A 16,560-nucleotide genomic window follows, 5' to 3' on the forward strand; every position below is an offset into this window, starting at 1 on the left:
CGCTACGAAAGCCGCTGGCTGCACTTCGCGGCTTTCAGCGACTGCAACTGCGTCAGTCGCCGCTCCGCCTTCTGGCTGGCATTGTATTTCGCAATGCCATTGCCCAGCCCGAAATCCCCGACAAAGCCCAGCACGGTCAGTGCATCGAACTGGCCGGTCTGCTCAATATCACTCTGCACGCTGTGCGCTTTCACCAGCTCCTGATCCAGCGCGCTGCAATTCAGCATCGCCGTCTCTTCCGGGGTGACCGCGGATGCCTGCGGATACTGCTTGGTGGCGCAGCCGGTTAATACCAGCGTCAGCAGCACGATTAAGACGCTCTGTTTACTCATTTTTCATTGCCTGTTTTTTATCCAGTTAATACTGTTATCGGCAGCATCCCCCGGGATCATGAGTCTCTGACCTACCAATAATGGTCGAAACCGCTACGCTAATGTAGGATTCAGCGCGCTGCTGTCAGTTGCAGCGTGTTACCTATAGGAAGTCACGCAGCGAACGCACATTGCCCGTTCATCACTTCTGCCAGACCTTTCAAAGAGTTAGCCAGCATGATGCTGTCATCAGCAGCGTTTAAAAAGCAAAGCCTGACCGATAATCAGTGACGAGGCAGCCGCATAAGCAAAGCCAGACACAGAAAATTCGCGCGTCGGGTTTATCAGAGTTGTTCGAGATGAGGTTTTTCCATGCGTTTTAAAGGATTGAACATCGGGTTTTTCATTTTGATTCTGGCTATTGCCACCCTCGGTTTTTTCGAGGTGCTTTCGCCCTATTTCTCGCCGATTTTATGGGCGGCGATTCTGGCGGTGATTTTCCATCCGCTGAAAACGTATCTGCGGGTCCGAATGGGCGAACGCAATGGCCTGGCCGCGTTGATTACCCTGCTCTGTATCTGTCTGATTGTGTTCACGCCGCTGGCCATTATCGCCTCATCGCTGGTGGTCGAAACCAATGCGGTCTATCACAAACTGCAGACCAATTCGGCGCAGTTCCCGGCGGTCTTCGCCGATCTGTTGCAGCATCTGCCGCGCTGGGCAAAACATTATCTGGCTGAAAATAACCTGGATAACGCCGAACAGATTCAGCAGAAGCTCTCCTCGTTTGCCCTTAAGGGCGGTCAGTATGTGGCAGGCAGCGCCTTTATCATCGGTAAAGGGACGTTCAGCTTCACCGTCGGCTTTGGCGTGATGCTTTATCTGCTGTTCTTCCTGCTGAAAGATGGCTCCTATCTGGTACATCTGATCCTGGAAGCGCTGCCGCTCTCAACCTACGTGAAGCATCACCTGATGGTGAAGTTTGCGGCCGTGGCGCGCGCGACGGTGAAAGGCACGGTGGTGGTCGGTATTGTTCAGGGTATTCTCGGTGGGCTGGCATTCTGGTTTACCGGCATCGACGGCAGCCTGCTGTGGGGCGCACTGATGGCCTTCCTCTCCCTTATTCCGGCAGTCGGTTCCGCCATTATCTGGGTGCCTGCGGCGATCTTCTTCTTCGCCACCGGTGCACTGTGGAAAGGGCTGTTCCTGGTGGGCTTCTTCGTAGTGATCGTCGGACTGGTGGATAACATCCTGCGTCCGCTGCTGGTCGGCAAAGACACCAAAATGCCTGACTACCTGATTCTGATCGCCACGCTGGGCGGCATGGAGATTTACGGCATCAACGGTTTTGTTATCGGTCCGGTGATTGCCGCTCTGTTTATCGCCTGCTGGAACCTGCTCTCAGGACGCGATAACCGCGAAAACATCGAAGCCATCGACGAAGAGTTTATCGAAGAAGGCAAGAAACAGTCTGATACCGCGGCAGAGGCTGCGGCTGAAGCGGCGGCGGCCTCCGCCGATGCGGCGGCAGAGACGGAAAGGAAAGTCGCGGCGTTAGCCGCCTCGGAGAAAGAAACAGCGGAAAAGAAAGCCTAATCCGCGTCAGGCATAAAAAAACCCACCTTTCGGTGGGTAATGCCAGTCAGTTAAGCGACAGGGGATAACGCAGTCTGGTGCGTATTGTTAAAAAGGGCACGAGAGTGAAGGCATGAGCGCCTCTGCTGCTGAAAGGGCTATCCGCAGCGCTGAGGCGTGACGGCGGGCCAGAAGTCCACGCCGGGAAGCGTGGACAGTTCGGGGCCGGCCAGGGAGGGCCGATCCCCGAACGGTTCGTCGGCACGCCGTCAAAGCCGAAGGTACCGCGTGAGCGGCGCGAGGACGGCCCGGCAGCAGCAGAGGTGCTCAGGCCCGCACTGTGGCTCGCTCGCCCAGAAAAAAAGCTGCCACGTTTGACCGTGACGGCCTTTGCGTCTTTCCGATCTGACCCAGTACCCTGAGCAGGCTCGATCCAGCAGCAATCCAAAGCCAGAATTTCCCAACCATAAAAAAAACCCACCTGTCGGTGGGTTCTTTTTTTAACCTGAGAACAGCCGCGAATTAGTTAGTCGCTTTGTTTTTCAGATCTTCAGCACCCTGCTTGGTTTTATCCCAGCCTTTCTCAGTGCCTTCTTTGGTTTTGTGCCAGCCTTTCTGCGTACCTTCGGTGATTTTACTCCCGGTGGTATCGCTTTTGCCTTCAGCGGCATGCTCAGACTTCAGCTTCAGCTCTTTGCCTTCGTTCTGGGTCTGATGCAGTTTTTCCTTCGCGGTATCGGCGCCTTTATGCGCTTCCGCAACGGTGTTGTCTGTGGTGGTAGCAGCAAATACCGGCGAGGCCAGCAAAATAGCAGACAGTGCAATAATTGATTTCTTCATAATTCCCTCTGTATGAATCGTTGCCGTGTAGGTTTTAATCCTGGCATAGTGTTCCCAGGAAAGATTTAAGAATAAACCAGGAATGAAAAAGGGCCAGTTTTCACCAGAAAAAGCCGCCGGTTGTAGCTTTTTCGTCCATTACCAAAGTGCGAGTTGCGGATTTTCATCCGGTTTCGGCTGGCTTCGGCTGACGCGAGCAGGCGGTGCAGGCTGCTGCATCTGATTAGTGATCCACTGCAGCAACACCGTCACTATATAGGTCTGCTGCTCCGCGCTCAGCGGCTGGTGCTGTCCGATGTTATGCCACTTACTCAGACAGCCACGACAGCAGGTTGCGGTGGCGTGCTGAGCGATAAACACCGGGTGGCCGCGCATCGGCGTCTGCTTGCCATCATTTTCAGGCTGCGCAGGCGCCAGCCGCTGTGCCACAAACTCAGCGGCGTGCTGGCGCAATACCGGCTCGCCTTTGCTGCTCGCATAATCATATTCCGCGCGTCCCAGACGAAAGCGCTGACGGAACGGCGAGCGTGACAGCCGGGTAAACAGGTCGTCAGAAACCTTCATGCTGATTGCCAGTCACTCATATTTACGTCCCGCCAGATAGCGTACGCCCTGCGACCCGAACGCCTCACGATGGAGTTCGTTGGGCTGCAGATGAAATGTCTCACCGGGATGATAGGTGGTATCGCCCTGTTCGGTACTGATGGTGATGTCACCACTCAGAATCAGTGCCAGTGCTTCAAAGGGATGTACATGATTATCAAGCTGGGCGGCGGCTGCACGCTCAATCAACAGAGGCTCGTCAAAACCCTGTTCGGCTAACAATTTTCTGAATTCGTGTTCTGTCATCGCAACTCCTCAGTGTGGATCTGACCCTTAGCAGTGTAGACGATCTTTATCGCCGCTTATGGCACTCAACAGGTTACGTAAAGTAGCGCAAGCAGGGTTGTTCACCGGTCAGGCCAGTGCTGTACTTGCCGTCTCGTTACAGCCATTTTGACATCGGGATAACGCAAAAGTATGTCTCAACAGGAGAAAACTGCCCTGCTGCTGATTAATCAGCGCTCGCGCAAAGGACGCGCCGAGGCCAGCCGCGCACAGTCGCTGCTGGCTCAGGCCGGGTTCACCCTGCTGCAACCGGCCGGAGATGATACCCGCAGCTACAGCGAATTAATCGCGGCGTATGCCCATCGCGCTGATGCGGTGATCGTCGGCGGTGGCGACGGCACGCTTAATGCGGCCGCGCCGGGACTGATGCAGACCGGCCTGCCGCTGGGCATTTTACCACTGGGCACCGCCAACGATTTTGCCCGCACGCTGGGCATTCCTGCCATCCTGGAGTCCGCGATAAAGATTATCGCTGACGGGCAGCTGCGCGCAGTGGACCTGGGTGAAGTGAATCAGCACCTGTTTCTGAACGTCTCCAGCATCGGCTTTTCGGTGGAACTGGCGCGCAACCTCACGGCGGAATCGAAAAAACGCTGGGGAGTGGGCGGTTATGCCCTGGCGGCTTTGCGGGTGCTGCGGCAGAGCCGTCCCTTCAGCGCTACGCTGGTGCATCAGGGCCATCGGACGCCGATCAAAACGGTTCAGGTGTCGGTGGGCAATGGACGCTTTTATGGGGGCGGCATGACAGTGGAACAGCGTGCCGCTCCGGACGATGGGTTACTGGATGTCTACAGTCTGGAGCTGCAGCATAGCTGGCAGCTCATTGCGCTGCTGCCCTTTCTGCGGCGCGGCACTCACGGTCGCTGGCGTAACGTGCGGGCATTCAGCGCCACGGAGCTGACGATTGAGACGCGCCGTCCCCATTACATCAATGCAGATGGTGAGATTATCGGTCAGACACCCGCACATTTTCGCCTGATAGCCAGTGCACTGCGGGTTTATGCACCGGGCGACAGCGCAGCAAAATAGCCCGACGGTGGGCGTGGTAACCGATCGCGGTGAGAAACTAGTGCTGGGTGCTCTTTTTTTCAGCGTAGTCGATGTGTTCGGAAAGATTGGCGACCAGCTTTTTCGCCATTTCGAGGGTCAGACCCAGAAACAGGGTCTCCTGCGGGCCCTTTTCACGCGGGGCATTGGGATCGATATAACCGAATTTCACTACCAGTGCCTGATGGGTATTCAGGGGACCAATATGCCAGCCGGTAACCGGGTAGAAGGTAAATCGCGTAAATTCATTCATTTAATCCTGACTGTAAAAGCATAACGCTGATTGATAGTCAGGCCAGCTCTGATGATAAAGCATGAGTGGAATACTCAGTCTGAACGAAATCGACAGGATTACAAGGGAAGCGGCATAACAAGCGCAGCGTGACGCAATGAGGATCTGTAATGCATTCAGGGCCTGCTGCAGCAAGGGGATGAGGATATCTCAGGCGTGTGTAACCTGCGCGACTCCGGCACGGGCGCTCTCCTGTCAGGCCAGGGCGAACGCCCCTCAGGACTCTTTATCGGCTCGGGGAATAATCGAGATATGCCCGTTAACCTCCAGCACCGCATATTTAATCTGATCAAATCGCTCCAGACCCTGCCCGGAGCGCGCCGCTTCCAGCACATCATCAGGACTGATGCCGGTCATCTTCATGCGGTCAGTCAGCAGATTACCATTCTCGACCAGGATCACCGGGCCGCCATCGATCACCTGCTCTACCACCGGAAAGCGACTTTTCAGTTTGCCCAGCACAATATCAATCGCTACCAGCGTGATAATAGTCAGCGCAGCGCCGGTAACAGAAAAATCGTCGCCCAGCAGCGCCTGCTGAGTTGCTTCACTGATGATCAATAGCAGAATCAGATCGAAAGAGGTCATCTGCAACAGAGTGCGTCTGCCGGCAATTTTGAACACGACCATCAGCACCAGGTAGATCGCTGCGGCACGTAATACCGTTTCCATAAAGCGCCTCTGTCAGGGATAAATCCATTGGGTAAAACGGGCCGGAGCATGGCCGTCACCATGAATAGTGACGTGAATGCGGCCCGCATTGCGCGGCTGCAGGCCAAGCCAGATCGCGTGATCCGGTCCGGTATTTCGGGCCGAAAAGGTCAGCCGCAGATCGCTGCCAATCGTCACCGCCTCCAGCGGTTGAGGCTGCAGCGTCTGGATTTGCAGGTTATCCAGGGCGCCACCGCCAATCGTAACGGTAAAGCGATCGGTTACCGGTGCGTTGTAGCGAATGCGCATATCCATATTGCTCTCAACCCGGCCAAACCGTTCATACTCCACCTGAATGGTCCCATCCGGCGAGCGGGCGCTGCCGTTACTCAGCACGCCTTTGGAAAAGAGTCCGCATGCCCCCAGAATCACCAGCGCAATCAGGACGTATTCACCTATACGCTGAATCAGCCATTCACGACGTATCCAGCGGAGGTTTTCCTGAATCGGTACTGCCTGACCGCTGCTATCCTCTTTTTTCACCGTGACCTCACACACTGTTGGCTCAGGAACAAAAACTGCACGCTGCGTTAAGCATAGCCAGACAGTATCGGTTCACTATCTGGCGGGTCGTGACCTTTTCACCGGGACAATCTGGCACCGCATCCTGCCGTTTACAGCCAGCCGGAGCGACGCAGTTTGGCCCAAAGCCCGCCGCAGGCCAGCAGGGTCAGCCCAACCGCCAGCGGATAGCCATACAGCGACTTCAGCTCCGGCATATGCTCGAAGTTCATGCCATACATACTGAAGACCACGGTCGGGATCACCAGGATCGCACCCCAGCCTGCCAGCTTTTTCACCACTTCATTCTGCTGCACCGTCACCAGCGCCAGATTGACCTGCATGGCGCTGGTCAGCATTTCGCGCATATCTTCCGCGTCGGTGACGACATGCCGGGCGTGATCCTGCACGTCGCGGATGTAGGCGCGCAGCGGACGCGGGATCAGATCTTCATGCAGGTGGATCAGCTGATTACAGATCTCCTCCACGGGCAGCGCCGCATTGCGCAGTTTCAGCAGATGACGCCGCACGGTGTAGACCGACTGCACCGACTTGCGATCAAATTCACTGGTGAAGAGATCGTTCTCCATCTGCCCGACCCGTTCATTCAGTGAAGTGGACAATTCGGCATAGCGATCAACAATAAAATCGAGCAGGCAGTAGAGCGGATAAGCGGGACCAAACTTCAGCAGCGCCGGGTTTTCAGCCGCCCGCTGCCGCACTGGGGTGTAGCTTTCAGAGGCGCCGTGACGGATGCTGATCAGGAAGTTTTTTCCGACAAAAAGATGCGTTTCGCCCAGTTCGCAGCTGTCATCCTTAGCGCACACCGTTTTCACCACGATAAACAGCGATTCGCCATAATGTTCGATTTTAGGTCGCTGATGGGCATTGAGTGCATCCTCAACCGCCAGTTCATGAAGTCCGAACTCCTCTTTAATCTTCGCCATAAACTCAGCGTCTGGCTGCCACAACCCGAGCCAGATAAACGCCTCCGGCTCTTTGATCACTTCACTGATATCATCGACTTCAACCTCTTCGCCCGCGCATCCCGGACGATACACCCTGCTGCTTACGATCATCTTCTGCTTTCCCGTTGTGACAATACATGCAGCTTAGCCAATCCCGCGCCTGTAACCGGATAAAAACCGTAAGGATTTGCTGCGACGCTGTTCGATCAGCGGCTTACCACTTCAGCCCTAATCCGGTGGAGAAAATGCCTTCGTTCAGGGTATCGGGTATGCCGCTGACCAGATTACGGTGATAGCCAACGTGCAGCGTTGACCACGAAGTCAGGCTGTAGCGCAGCCCGACTTCAGCATCCAGCATAAATACGCCGTCATCATCCAGCGAATGGCCAACATCGCCATTGCTGTAAAGCGTGACCGACTTGCCCAGCAGATAGCGCTGATAGTTCCAGCGCAGCGAACCGCCAAAGTGCCGCTCTTCCCGGTCATCGCTGTAGCCATACTCAAAGGCACCACCCAGCACCGAGAGTGAGAACGCGCTGAGTTCGGTATCCCACAACTGATAACCAGGCCCGGTGCCGATTAGCGCCTGACGTGACAGATTCTCCACCCAGTCGCGCTTGTAGGTGGCGCGGGTCTGCCAGAAGAACTGCTCCCTGACCAGATAGTCGAAGGCGTAGCGCAGGCTGTAGTTATCGGTATTGATGTTCTCGTTTTCCTGCTCGCGATTGTAGGTCGCACCGATATCGTGACGCCATTTTCCCTGGTTCAGTTTCGTGTTGAGCGCGAAGCTGTAGTCGTCAGTTTTGGTCGAGGCTTTTTTGACTTTCACGCCCGCATCGATGTTGCCGGTCCAGGCAAGCTGATCGCTGCGGACTTTGGCTTTCATAAACTCATCAATGCGTCGCAGCGAAACCTGCTGCTCCTGCTCGTTGCGTTCCACCCAGACATAGCCGGGATCGGATGAGGAGAGCCGCACCTGATAATGTTCGCCGGTCTTTTTGTTTTCGACATTCACCGGATTCTCGCTGGCAAGCGTACTGACCGCACTCCAGTCCAGCGTGACGGTACCGGCGTAGTGTGTCTCTATCCCCAGCTTGCCGTCGCTGAGATAACGAATCGTACCGGTCAGCCGATCGCCATTATTCAGCCAGACGGTATCGGCAGTGGCCTGCTGTGCCCATCCGGCGCAGCAACTGATGACCAGCAGCGGGATAAACGAGGTGGCGCAACGCATAGCTTTCCCTGTAAAGGCGTCGTCTTGCACGGGCGACGCGTCACCGCAAATTCTGACCTGACAATTAAGCCGATTCTGCGACGACATGCAATGCGCCGCCTGGCTCAGGAGAGATCGTGCAGTGCTTTGCCGAGCGGTGGAGTAATAGCGAAGTCCGTAAAACTCATCGCCAGCCCTTCACGTTCAGGCGAGCAGCCCATCACTCCGACAAACCGCCGCGCCTGACCGGGCCACGGGCAGAGCCGTAACAGCGGCCAGCTCACGCCGTCGGTAGAGTACTGAATTCTTAAGGCCGCATTTTCCAGCGTGGCGCGCAGCCAGAACTGGCGCGCATCGCCGGGAAACACACCGGTAGACCAGTCGGAAAACTCTCGCGTCACCACGCTGCCAATTGCGGGCTGGTCATCGTTAAACTCAATGCCCGCCTTAACCCAGTGCGTTTCGTTATCCTGAATAAACAGCCCGGCCTGATCGTAGAGCTGACTGAAATCCGCCCTTACCTGCACCTGAACGGTAAAGTCGTGTTCCACCCAGAAGCCGAAAGCGTGGCCGCTGTGCCGTTCGAAACCGTACCAGGTACGCTGCCAGAAATCGCTGTTCAGCGCGGTTTCGAACCTCAGCGTATCGCCATCCAGGCTGTGTACCGGCGGCTGATTAATCCAGACGCCACCTTCAGTGGTAATGGAACTGACTGCTGTCATAGGCACTCCTTTGGGTAAGTTAAACCGCCCGCGTGCTGGCCGATCTGCGGCGTGGCGATTGACCTGATTATCATAGCGTTGATTGGTGAACGGGCGGCAGACGATTGCGGCAAATCTGATGATGCCGATGTGGCAGGCAGTGAGGTCAGCAGACCCGTGGCTGCAGATACTCCGGCTCTGTTTGCGGTTTCGCTTATATGCCCTTTATTCTCCTGCCGCAAATAAATAACTGCGACCAGGTCCAGTTCACTGAACTATTTCATTTTGTTAATCCCCTGGCGAAAACAGCATTTAACAACCAGGCTTGTTTTGTCTGAGGGCAACTGAACTCATTAAATATAAGGATTAAGCCACCATGGTAGATAAATCAGAAATTTTAGATCACGCGCAGGTTGTAGATGTGAATGGCGAACATGTCGGGATTGTCGACCACTTCGAAGGCGACGACAAAATTAAGCTGGCGAAAAGCGATCCTGAAGCGGGCGGCAAACACCACATTATTCCATTCAGCTGGGTGAAAGAAGTTGATGATAATAAAGTCATCCTTTCTAAAGCCAAAGCGGATGTTGAAAGTGAGTGGCAGTCTGCATAAAACATTAGCCGTGGCGCCCGCCACGGCTTATTTAATTTATTCCGCGATGTAATTTCTGCGTCCTTCCCTGCCCATCTTTAATTTATTACTGCTTTATATTTCACACCGCCTGAAACGTCTTCAGCAATATCTGTCAGATTTTTACTTTCCATGACGCGGTGCTCTCTGTTTTTATGCCCGGTGGCGGGTTGGTCGTGAGCGGAGGTTTTGGAGCGGTCATCATGGCATTGCGCCGGGAGGGAAAAAACCACCAGAATGGCGCAGCACTTTGCCGGATCTCTGTCGGTATCCGGCGGGCATAAGAAACGGCGGGTGAAGTAAAACCTGAGCTCCTCACCCGCTGCGGGTTATTCCTGTTTTGCTGCGCGATCCCGCAGCACGTCACCCACCACCGGAACCGCTGAAAAGGCATTTGGCCAGCCAGCATAGAACGCGGCCTGAGTGATAATCTCGCCCGCTTCTTCAGCCGTCAATCCGTTGTCCATCGCCCGGTTGAGATGGTAGCTAATTTGCGCACTTTGTCCCGAAGCAATCAGCGCGCTGACCGTCACCAGACTTCTGTCTCGAGGTTGTAGCGCTGGCCGCTGCCACAGATTGAGAAACAGCGGATCGGCGGTGAATCTGACCAGCCCGGGCGAGATCGGCCCCACATTTTTCTCCACCGTTGCAGAACGCTGCTGTTCGGCTGCCTGATTCAGTGGCAGCAGTGCCGGAGAGGCTTCGGCCAGTTGATCGGCACCAATACCTCGCGCCTGAAACACATTTTTGGTCACCGCAATTGCGGACATCGCATTGGGCCAGCCGGAATAGAACGCCAGGTGAGTGATTATTTCGGAGACTTCAGCAGGCGTCACGCCACTGTCGAGCGCCACACCGGCGTAATGTTGTAACTCAGCAGGCTGGTTGCGGGCGATGAGAATGGCAAGCGTGACGATACTGCGGTCTCGGATCGAAAGTGCGTCGCGTTTCCAGAGATCGTCGGTTATCGCTTCACGTCCGAAACGAGCCAGTGCGGGAGAGACGGACTCAATGTCGGCAACCGAAAGGCTGGATGGATTAACGTTCAACATAGTTTCACCTCTTTTGGGTTCAGCAGCGGCCAGGTCGGCCAACATCATGGAGATCGCGGCGGCGGCAATCACTTTTTTCATCCTCTGATCAGCTTCCTGGTAAAGGTCAGTTAACAAAAGAGTTAAGAGCGCCACGGTTTTTCAGCAGAGCTGGCACCACGGGGATCGCCTCTTTGCGGTCGGTCATCTCAGCTGTCAGCCGGATATAGTCGCGAAAATGGGGCGTTTCGCGGTGTTGCTGATAGGCGGCGTCACTCGCGTAGATTTCATAGAAGAACCAGCGATATCTGTTTTTTGCATCGGTCGCGGCATACATCGCCAGTACGCCCGGTTCCACCTTCAGTGATTCCGCCATTTCAGGCAGCACAATATCGCGGAATGCCTGCTGATCGGCCGGTTTCACGTCAACAATCACCAGGTTATTGATGGTTCCTTTATTCTGTACGAAGGGTTTATCGCCCAGAAACTGCGGCTCCAGCACGGTGCTCTTTTTCTGGCCGATAAGATCAGGTGCGCGTGTAATAAAAGACCGGTACGGCTCAGAACTGAGATGTTGCTGGTATGCCTCTTCACTCGCATAAATTTCAATCATATAAGCCTGATGAGCATTTTCTTTATGTTTCAGTGAATACATCGCCAGCGTACCTGGTTGCTCTGCCAGCGAACGGGTAATATTATCTGTGGCAACTTCATCGTACTGTCCGTTTTTCCCGGCCTTAATTTCCATTTCATGCAGATTAATGACACGATTTGTGGGTTCTGTTAAAGCGGCTGCCGATGCCGGGCCGGCCATCAGCAGAGTCAGAGTCAGAGCGGTAATATTGTTCACGGTCTGCCTTAATTATCGGATGAGGTGATTTGCGATTCATTCGGTGTATTAACCGGCGCGATTTCTGTTTCATCTGGCTATTAAGCCGTTGTGAGTTCCGTATTGAGCTGAGCAATGAGTCGCGACGCGTGTTGCTTTGCTGCAGCAATTTGCTGCGTGATAATAGTTTCATTACGACTGGCATAGCTTATCCCGCAGGTATAAACCGGTTTCTGCATCTCCAGATTGCAGAGCCGGGCGGTGGTTTCAAACTGAATCAGATAATCCTCCAGCTGATGACCAAAGACGCCATCTGCCGCGTATAACGCCTGCGGTGCGCCAGTGGTGAAGGAGAGGATCAGTTTTTTACCGCCGAGTCTGGCCGTCGATCCGTGCGCAAACCCATGAACAAATACGTCATCCAGCCATAACTTCATGAGCCCTGGCAGCGAATACCATGAGAAGGGAAATTGCCAGACGATAATATCTGCCTTCAGCAGTGCATCCTGTTCGGCGCTGACATTGATGTTGTTGTCCGGATAAAGTGCATCCAGACGACGGATTTCAGCATCAGGCAGCGCAGAAGCGACTTCATTAAGAATGGTAGCATTACCTACCGAATGGCTCAGGTCAGGATGACCGGAAATAATTAATATATTTTTCATTTTCAGTTTTTAATCATCTTTTTTTAACAGATGGCAAGGCGTTGGCGATGCCATCACGCGCTGGGTACTTTTTGCCGTCCGGCACCGTTTAATCAAATCCACTCGCTACGGCTTCCGCCTTTCCTGCAGCCAGCGCTTCACGCGGCGTTTTTACTGCGCCGCCTGCCTGACACCTGTCTGATGACTGGTGACAACACACGGTAGCGGTTTGCGACTGATCATTGGGTGGCGCCCTCTTGCTGAGGCTTATACTCTGCAGCGAACAGGCTTTCCCAGTTGGTGAATGCACCTAACGGGATGCAGTCAAAACTCAGCAGACCGGCTTTTGCCAGCGGAAAGTCAGCCAGCAGGCTTTGGGCCTGTTCCACCGAGTCGCATTCAAGGAAGATCGCAACGCCGGGTCGATCCTGTCGGTAGTAAATATCGCGTAGCGCACCGGATTTATACAGACTCCAGGCATGGAAAGCTTCGTCAGCCAGATGAGGGTGATACTTTTCCAGCGTGGCATCGGGTACGGGTTTATCCAGACACAAAATTCGCATATCAATCTCCTGAGATTCACGGCCAGGGGGAACTGATAAGGAGTATATGCTCGCGATTTAGTGAAGATTAGGCCACTATTGACTCAAAGATATTTAGTCTGTGGCTAATAATAAGCAGCCCGATTGTGTCAGGATTATCCCGTGAACAACGCCATCTATAACCAAATACGCATCTTCCAGAGCATCGCCCGCGAAGGGAATATTTCATCGGCAGCGCGCAAACTGGAGATTACTCCCCCCTCTGTCAGTAAGGCGCTGAAGCTGCTTGAAGCGCACATCGGTCATCCGCTATTTGTGCGAACCACGCGCCGGATTGAGCTGACCGATGCCGGACAGCAGCTGCTGGAACAAACTTCAGCAGCGGTAGCCTCGCTGGAAAAATCGCTGGAAAGCATCCGTGACCAGAATCAGGAACCGTCGGGACTGGTCAGAATCACCCTTTCGCGCTTTGCCTATCTGCTGGTGCTGAAACCTGCGATGGCCGATTTCTGCCAGCAATATCCCGGTATTCAGCTGGAAATTTCGGTATACGATGGCACCGTGAACATCATTGATGAACGTTTTGATCTGGGGATCCGGTTTGGCGACATTCTGGAAGGTGGCGTGGTGGCGCGCCCGCTGATGAAGCCGTTTCGCGAAGGTTTGTATGCCTCTTCTGCCTATCTGGCAGCGTTCGGTATTCCAGAGTCTCCGTCTGACCTGCATCAGCACCGGCTTATCGGTTACCGGTTTATCACCAATAATCGTATTCTGCCGCTGATTCTGGATCATCATGGCGAACAGCTGACCGTTGAGATGCCGGGTCAGTTGATGAGTAATGATATTGAGGTGATGGCTGATGGCATTCGCAACGGGCTGGGTATCGGGCGACTGTTTGAACCGGTTCATAATTTACAGCCGGATAAAGAGGCATTTATTCCGGTGATGGAGCGTTACTGGAAAACTTATCCGCCGGTTTATCTCTATTATCCTAAAAGCGCGGGTAAAACGAAAAGAGTAAAAACGTTAATCGACTTTCTGCTTAAGCACACTGCGGGTTAAGCACCGCTTACTAATAGCGTGCTTACTGAATACGGCTAATGGCAGATATTTATGACGAGATATCATCTGTGACTTTCCTTATATTCCGAACAATGAATGCTTTCAGTTAATTGCATTTTTTTGAGATCGTTATCCTAAAACTTGCTGTTTATCAGATGATTAAAGCCACTGATTTACATCGATTTTCAGCTGGACTTTTCCTGCAATAGTTGATTATATGTACAGGTATTTAGCGCGATACAGAGGTGTTGGAGCACCCATGTATCGCTAATCACAATCACTATTGAAAAGGAATAGAGATCATGACTGATTCAGAGTGTAATGCAGTTGGTTTAAATTCAGAAGCCCCTTCCATTTCCCAGCGCAAATTAACGGTGAGTTACGCCAGCCGGTATCCCAGTTACGCGCGTATTCCGTCGATTATCATGAAAGGCCAATGGCTGGCTGCCGCCGGATTTACCACCGGCACCGAAGTAGAAGTAAAAGTCACGGCGGGCCGTATTGTGCTGACGGTCAAACCACCAGAGCCGGTCAATGAGCAGCTGGTTAACGCGTTAGCGCAGCTGAATAAGCTGCCCGCCAGGAAACAGAAGCAGGTTCTGGCTTTGTCAGGTGTGGTTGCGGGGTAGTGGCGTTGAGGTAAAAGGATGCCGCTTCTGGTTGGGAAGCGGCAGATCAGTATTGCTGGCAATAATTATCCGCGTTTCTATATTTAAAGGATCTTTTGCCCCGCCAACGTAGCTCCCCCCCGTTTTAATCGCCTTTTATAATGAGATTAAAGATAATCTATAGATTGGAATTATTTCTGAAGAATTATTAAATGTTTATTATCAGATTGCTATCGCAAAATACAGATTATCGATGTACACACTATGCTTTTGTAAGAATCGCACTACTCTAAATGAGTAAAAAAAAAGCAGGCAATTAAAAATGGACAAAAAATTAACACTTACATTCTCTGGTAAGCATATCTTTTAGTTTTATGAGATCTTTAGCTGAGAAAATATTTGAAGAAAATTTTGCTCAAATTTGTTTATCAGATTCCTCCTGAAGGATGTTTATATGCGTACGAAGATACCATCCTGACCAACCTTTTTATATAATCTAATCCGCCATCAGTGTTTATCTACCCTGGATGAACCTTTTTTAAACTTGCTGAATATCCTACAGCGCCAGAAATTAATCGGCGAATGCAAACATCAGAACTGTCAATAAACAGGTTTTGACTTTACTAAGCTCCAGACAAAGCCATAAATAGGTGCCATATCCAAACCACCACATAATCAAAGTACGGCTATTAAATACGTTCGTACGAACGAAAGCAAACTATTGAGGTATTATGACGTCAGTAAGAAAACAAAGAATATGTGGATGCTAAACAGAAGATAGGATTGGGTGCCCTAAAGGATTTACTCCTGTTAGAAAGCATATTGATCTAAAAATTTCTTTATCTGAATTTGTTGCATGCTCCTGAGGCACCCCTTACTAAAATTGTCTCCACTCCTTAAAATCTTCAATTTGTAATCTCTAAAAACTCCAGCTATTTTAGGATCTGATTAACCATGTCTGGTGAGAACGACGTTTATATAAAGGTATTGTTATGGACAACTATTGGGACACGAAAAGACTCTCAAACTACTTTCTAACGATGGCAAATTTGGAAGCTAATCAGTTAGTTAATGTAGCAACCTCTCTCTCTCACTTTCATCTTAAAGATGCTCTTTTAAGAGTGAAATTTCAGGATGAAGTGCGTGGATTCGCTCGACTACAGCTCCATACGATTCGCAATTCGACTTCGGATGATCAGTGTCAGGAGTGTATCCAGAATCTGAAGCAGGAAAGCCAGTATCTTAAGATTCAGGACCGAATGCTCAGAACCGGTGAAGCTGTCGTATCGTCTTCGGTGCAGTTTTACTATGACCATGAAAAGGTCATTGGATATGTAATCAATGGCATCGGCGTGGTGTTGAGTGGCTTACAAATCGTGGCTGGGGTCGGTCTGATTGTGGGTTCTGTCACCACGGGTAATATTTTAGGTGTTGTAGCGGGTTCCACCCTTGTGATGAATGGAGTGGGATCAGGGATTGAGAGCATAGGTAGACTTAGCGGTGTGGCTCATCCATCTAACCCAATAAGAGATAAATATGAAGATGTTGCAGATTTCTTTGGCTTTGATAAGCGACTGGGATTGCTAGCCTATCAGGTCGTTGATTTGACCACTTCATACTATGGCATTTTCAAGCTGACTTTGAAGCCAGAGGCCTGGAGGCTATACAAATATCTGCCAACTGACTATTACCGCAAAGTACAGGTTATGAGTAAACCAGCACTTGCTTTAAAAGGCGCTGGAGCAGCCTATAAGGGGAGTGGAATAGGTATCAACCTTTATCAAATGCAAAATAGCTCCTCTCAAAACTAACTTCTGGTTTTTCTGACAAATTTGTAGGATTTCCATGCCAGTCTCATAGGCGTAACAAAATAGACCACAAGGAATGCAAACGTCAGAACAACAATATATGGAATGGCATTTGAAGCATCTGCATTGAAAATGCCATCCAGTCCAATAAGCATCAAAATAATAAGAGCAATAACTCCGCCCCAGAAGCGTTTACTTAGATCAATCACGAGGCTCTGAAGTGTATCTTTTTTTGACTCGTCTTTTTTTATAATAATTTTGAGTTTACCGATTTCTTTAGCAGAGAAACCATTATTAAGAAGTTCTTTCTCAAATTCGTTCATCTGATTCATCCTGAATGACGTTGTGATACGTGCGA

The 16,560-nt window shown here is 52.0% G+C and carries 21 protein-coding genes; 6 read left to right on the forward strand and 15 right to left on the reverse strand.

All coding sequences use genetic code 11. The annotated features are described in order from the left end of the window. Positions 1 to 2 precede the first annotated feature (2 nt). Complete coding sequence (locus tag ACXKZD_RS14280) at positions 3 to 332, reverse strand: hypothetical protein (protein WP_045140688.1); 330 nt, start codon at positions 330 to 332, stop codon at positions 3 to 5. Positions 333 to 683: 351 nt separating this feature from the next. Between ACXKZD_RS14280 and ACXKZD_RS14285 the strand changes: the two genes are divergently transcribed. After that, positions 684 to 1,907, forward strand: a complete 1,224-nt coding sequence (locus ACXKZD_RS14285; RefSeq protein WP_010671259.1) for an AI-2E family transporter — start codon at positions 684 to 686, stop codon at positions 1,905 to 1,907. 501 nt (positions 1,908 to 2,408) lie between these two features. On the opposite strand, the gene ACXKZD_RS14290 is transcribed toward ACXKZD_RS14285, so the two are convergent. The 3 genes from ACXKZD_RS14290 to ACXKZD_RS14300 form a co-directional block, all read right to left on the reverse strand. Beyond that, positions 2,409 to 2,726, reverse strand: coding sequence for a hypothetical protein (locus ACXKZD_RS14290; RefSeq protein WP_010259015.1), 318 nt, complete (start codon positions 2,724 to 2,726; stop codon positions 2,409 to 2,411). A 138-nt stretch (positions 2,727 to 2,864) separates the two neighbouring features. Next, positions 2,865 to 3,290, reverse strand: a complete 426-nt coding sequence (locus ACXKZD_RS14295) for a DUF4186 domain-containing protein (RefSeq protein ID WP_488981691.1) — start codon at positions 3,288 to 3,290, stop codon at positions 2,865 to 2,867. Between the two features lie 12 nt (positions 3,291 to 3,302). Next, the gene (locus ACXKZD_RS14300) at positions 3,303 to 3,575 is read right to left on the reverse strand and encodes a cupin domain-containing protein (protein ID WP_010259018.1); all 273 of its coding nucleotides are present in this window, start codon (positions 3,573 to 3,575) and stop codon (positions 3,303 to 3,305) included. A 171-nt stretch (positions 3,576 to 3,746) separates the two neighbouring features. Between ACXKZD_RS14300 and ACXKZD_RS14305 the strand changes: the two genes are divergently transcribed. Beyond that, entirely contained in the window at positions 3,747 to 4,643 is an 897-nt protein-coding gene (locus tag ACXKZD_RS14305; protein WP_488981692.1) for a lipid kinase, read from the forward strand. A 37-nt stretch (positions 4,644 to 4,680) separates the two neighbouring features. Here ACXKZD_RS14305 and ACXKZD_RS14310 read toward each other — a convergent pair whose 3' ends face one another. From ACXKZD_RS14310 to ACXKZD_RS14335, 6 genes are all read right to left on the reverse strand, one after another. After that, positions 4,681 to 4,914 carry a hypothetical protein gene (locus tag ACXKZD_RS14310; protein ID WP_010259022.1) on the reverse strand — a complete coding sequence of 78 codons (234 nt, stop codon included), beginning with the start codon at positions 4,912 to 4,914 and terminating at the stop codon, positions 4,681 to 4,683. Between the two features lie 255 nt (positions 4,915 to 5,169). Next, entirely contained in the window at positions 5,170 to 5,625 is a 456-nt protein-coding gene (locus ACXKZD_RS14315; protein ID WP_010671255.1) for a DUF421 domain-containing protein, read from the reverse strand. Positions 5,626 to 5,637: 12 nt separating this feature from the next. After that, positions 5,638 to 6,147, reverse strand: a complete 510-nt coding sequence (locus tag ACXKZD_RS14320) for a hypothetical protein (protein WP_228379703.1) — start codon at positions 6,145 to 6,147, stop codon at positions 5,638 to 5,640. 131 nt (positions 6,148 to 6,278) lie between these two features. Next, positions 6,279 to 7,244, reverse strand: a complete 966-nt coding sequence (locus ACXKZD_RS14325; RefSeq protein WP_010259025.1) for a magnesium and cobalt transport protein CorA — start codon at positions 7,242 to 7,244, stop codon at positions 6,279 to 6,281. Between the two features lie 103 nt (positions 7,245 to 7,347). Then, complete coding sequence (locus tag ACXKZD_RS14330) at positions 7,348 to 8,367, reverse strand: DUF481 domain-containing protein (RefSeq protein ID WP_010259026.1); 1,020 nt, start codon at positions 8,365 to 8,367, stop codon at positions 7,348 to 7,350. 104 nt (positions 8,368 to 8,471) lie between these two features. Continuing rightward, positions 8,472 to 9,068: a DUF1349 domain-containing protein gene (locus tag ACXKZD_RS14335; protein ID WP_022626070.1), complete on the reverse strand. Its 597-nt coding sequence runs from the start codon at positions 9,066 to 9,068 to the stop codon at positions 8,472 to 8,474. A gap of 355 nt (positions 9,069 to 9,423) precedes the next feature. Between ACXKZD_RS14335 and ACXKZD_RS14340 the strand changes: the two genes are divergently transcribed. Beyond that, on the forward strand, positions 9,424 to 9,660 hold the full coding sequence (locus ACXKZD_RS14340) for a DUF2171 domain-containing protein (protein ID WP_003854080.1): 237 nt from the start codon (positions 9,424 to 9,426) through the stop codon (positions 9,658 to 9,660). Positions 9,661 to 10,007: 347 nt separating this feature from the next. Here the strand turns inward: ACXKZD_RS14340 and ACXKZD_RS14345 are convergent, their stop codons facing one another. The 4 genes from ACXKZD_RS14345 to ACXKZD_RS14360 form a co-directional block, all read right to left on the reverse strand. After that, a complete protein-coding gene (locus ACXKZD_RS14345) occupies positions 10,008 to 10,811 on the reverse strand; it encodes a carboxymuconolactone decarboxylase family protein (RefSeq protein ID WP_122459084.1) in 804 nt (267 codons plus the stop codon). Positions 10,812 to 10,836: 25 nt separating this feature from the next. Next, on the reverse strand, positions 10,837 to 11,559 hold the full coding sequence (locus tag ACXKZD_RS14350; protein ID WP_443485159.1) for a putative quinol monooxygenase: 723 nt from the start codon (positions 11,557 to 11,559) through the stop codon (positions 10,837 to 10,839). An 80-nt stretch (positions 11,560 to 11,639) separates the two neighbouring features. Further along, on the reverse strand, positions 11,640 to 12,203 hold the full coding sequence (locus ACXKZD_RS14355) for an NAD(P)H-dependent oxidoreductase (protein ID WP_052272109.1): 564 nt from the start codon (positions 12,201 to 12,203) through the stop codon (positions 11,640 to 11,642). Positions 12,204 to 12,421: 218 nt separating this feature from the next. After that, positions 12,422 to 12,745: a YciI family protein gene (locus ACXKZD_RS14360; protein WP_488981693.1), complete on the reverse strand. Its 324-nt coding sequence runs from the start codon at positions 12,743 to 12,745 to the stop codon at positions 12,422 to 12,424. A gap of 141 nt (positions 12,746 to 12,886) precedes the next feature. Here ACXKZD_RS14360 and ACXKZD_RS14365 point away from each other — a divergent pair, with 141 nt between their 5' ends. The 3 genes from ACXKZD_RS14365 (at position 12,887) to ACXKZD_RS14375 (ending at position 16,205) form a co-directional block, all read left to right on the forward strand. Continuing rightward, positions 12,887 to 13,786: a LysR substrate-binding domain-containing protein gene (locus ACXKZD_RS14365; protein WP_122889118.1), complete on the forward strand. Its 900-nt coding sequence runs from the start codon at positions 12,887 to 12,889 to the stop codon at positions 13,784 to 13,786. Between the two features lie 302 nt (positions 13,787 to 14,088). Then, positions 14,089 to 14,415: a SymE family type I addiction module toxin gene (locus tag ACXKZD_RS14370; protein WP_488981694.1), complete on the forward strand. Its 327-nt coding sequence runs from the start codon at positions 14,089 to 14,091 to the stop codon at positions 14,413 to 14,415. A gap of 971 nt (positions 14,416 to 15,386) precedes the next feature. Continuing rightward, complete coding sequence (locus ACXKZD_RS14375) at positions 15,387 to 16,205, forward strand: DUF4225 domain-containing protein (protein WP_122889119.1); 819 nt, start codon at positions 15,387 to 15,389, stop codon at positions 16,203 to 16,205. Here ACXKZD_RS14375 and ACXKZD_RS14380 read toward each other — a convergent pair. Next, a complete protein-coding gene (locus ACXKZD_RS14380) occupies positions 16,202 to 16,525 on the reverse strand; it encodes a hypothetical protein (RefSeq protein ID WP_488981695.1) in 324 nt (107 codons plus the stop codon). The two genes, ACXKZD_RS14375 and ACXKZD_RS14380, sit on opposite strands and share 4 nt — an antisense overlap. Between the last annotated feature and the right edge of the window lie 35 nt (positions 16,526 to 16,560).

The organism is Pantoea sp. ABR1s (assembly GCF_057812235.1).

Excerpts from the sequence above, each read along its gene's own strand:
- ACXKZD_RS14370 (WP_488981694.1), top strand. The coding sequence starts at position 14,089 with ATGACTGATTCAGAGTGTAATGCAGTTGGTTTAAATTCAGAAGCCCCT.
- ACXKZD_RS14375 (WP_122889119.1), top strand. The coding sequence starts at position 15,387 with ATGGACAACTATTGGGACACGAAAAGACTCTCAAACTACTTTCTAACG.
- ACXKZD_RS14345 (WP_122459084.1), bottom strand. The coding sequence starts at position 10,811 with ATGAAAAAAGTGATTGCCGCCGCCGCGATCTCCATGATGTTGGCCGAC.
- ACXKZD_RS14340 (WP_003854080.1), top strand. The coding sequence starts at position 9,424 with ATGGTAGATAAATCAGAAATTTTAGATCACGCGCAGGTTGTAGATGTG.
- ACXKZD_RS14305 (WP_488981692.1), top strand. The coding sequence starts at position 3,747 with ATGTCTCAACAGGAGAAAACTGCCCTGCTGCTGATTAATCAGCGCTCG.
- ACXKZD_RS14295 (WP_488981691.1), bottom strand. The coding sequence starts at position 3,290 with ATGAAGGTTTCTGACGACCTGTTTACCCGGCTGTCACGCTCGCCGTTC.
- ACXKZD_RS14290 (WP_010259015.1), bottom strand. The coding sequence starts at position 2,726 with ATGAAGAAATCAATTATTGCACTGTCTGCTATTTTGCTGGCCTCGCCG.
- ACXKZD_RS14285 (WP_010671259.1), top strand. The coding sequence starts at position 684 with ATGCGTTTTAAAGGATTGAACATCGGGTTTTTCATTTTGATTCTGGCT.
- ACXKZD_RS14355 (WP_052272109.1), bottom strand. The coding sequence starts at position 12,203 with ATGAAAAATATATTAATTATTTCCGGTCATCCTGACCTGAGCCATTCG.
- ACXKZD_RS14315 (WP_010671255.1), bottom strand. The coding sequence starts at position 5,625 with ATGGAAACGGTATTACGTGCCGCAGCGATCTACCTGGTGCTGATGGTC.
- ACXKZD_RS14300 (WP_010259018.1), bottom strand. The coding sequence starts at position 3,575 with ATGACAGAACACGAATTCAGAAAATTGTTAGCCGAACAGGGTTTTGAC.
- ACXKZD_RS14280 (WP_045140688.1), bottom strand. The coding sequence starts at position 332 with ATGAGTAAACAGAGCGTCTTAATCGTGCTGCTGACGCTGGTATTAACC.
- ACXKZD_RS14325 (WP_010259025.1), bottom strand. The coding sequence starts at position 7,244 with ATGATCGTAAGCAGCAGGGTGTATCGTCCGGGATGCGCGGGCGAAGAG.
- ACXKZD_RS14335 (WP_022626070.1), bottom strand. The coding sequence starts at position 9,068 with ATGACAGCAGTCAGTTCCATTACCACTGAAGGTGGCGTCTGGATTAAT.
- ACXKZD_RS14330 (WP_010259026.1), bottom strand. The coding sequence starts at position 8,367 with ATGCGTTGCGCCACCTCGTTTATCCCGCTGCTGGTCATCAGTTGCTGC.
- ACXKZD_RS14380 (WP_488981695.1), bottom strand. The coding sequence starts at position 16,525 with ATGAACGAATTTGAGAAAGAACTTCTTAATAATGGTTTCTCTGCTAAA.
- ACXKZD_RS14310 (WP_010259022.1), bottom strand. The coding sequence starts at position 4,914 with ATGAATGAATTTACGCGATTTACCTTCTACCCGGTTACCGGCTGGCAT.
- ACXKZD_RS14360 (WP_488981693.1), bottom strand. The coding sequence starts at position 12,745 with ATGCGAATTTTGTGTCTGGATAAACCCGTACCCGATGCCACGCTGGAA.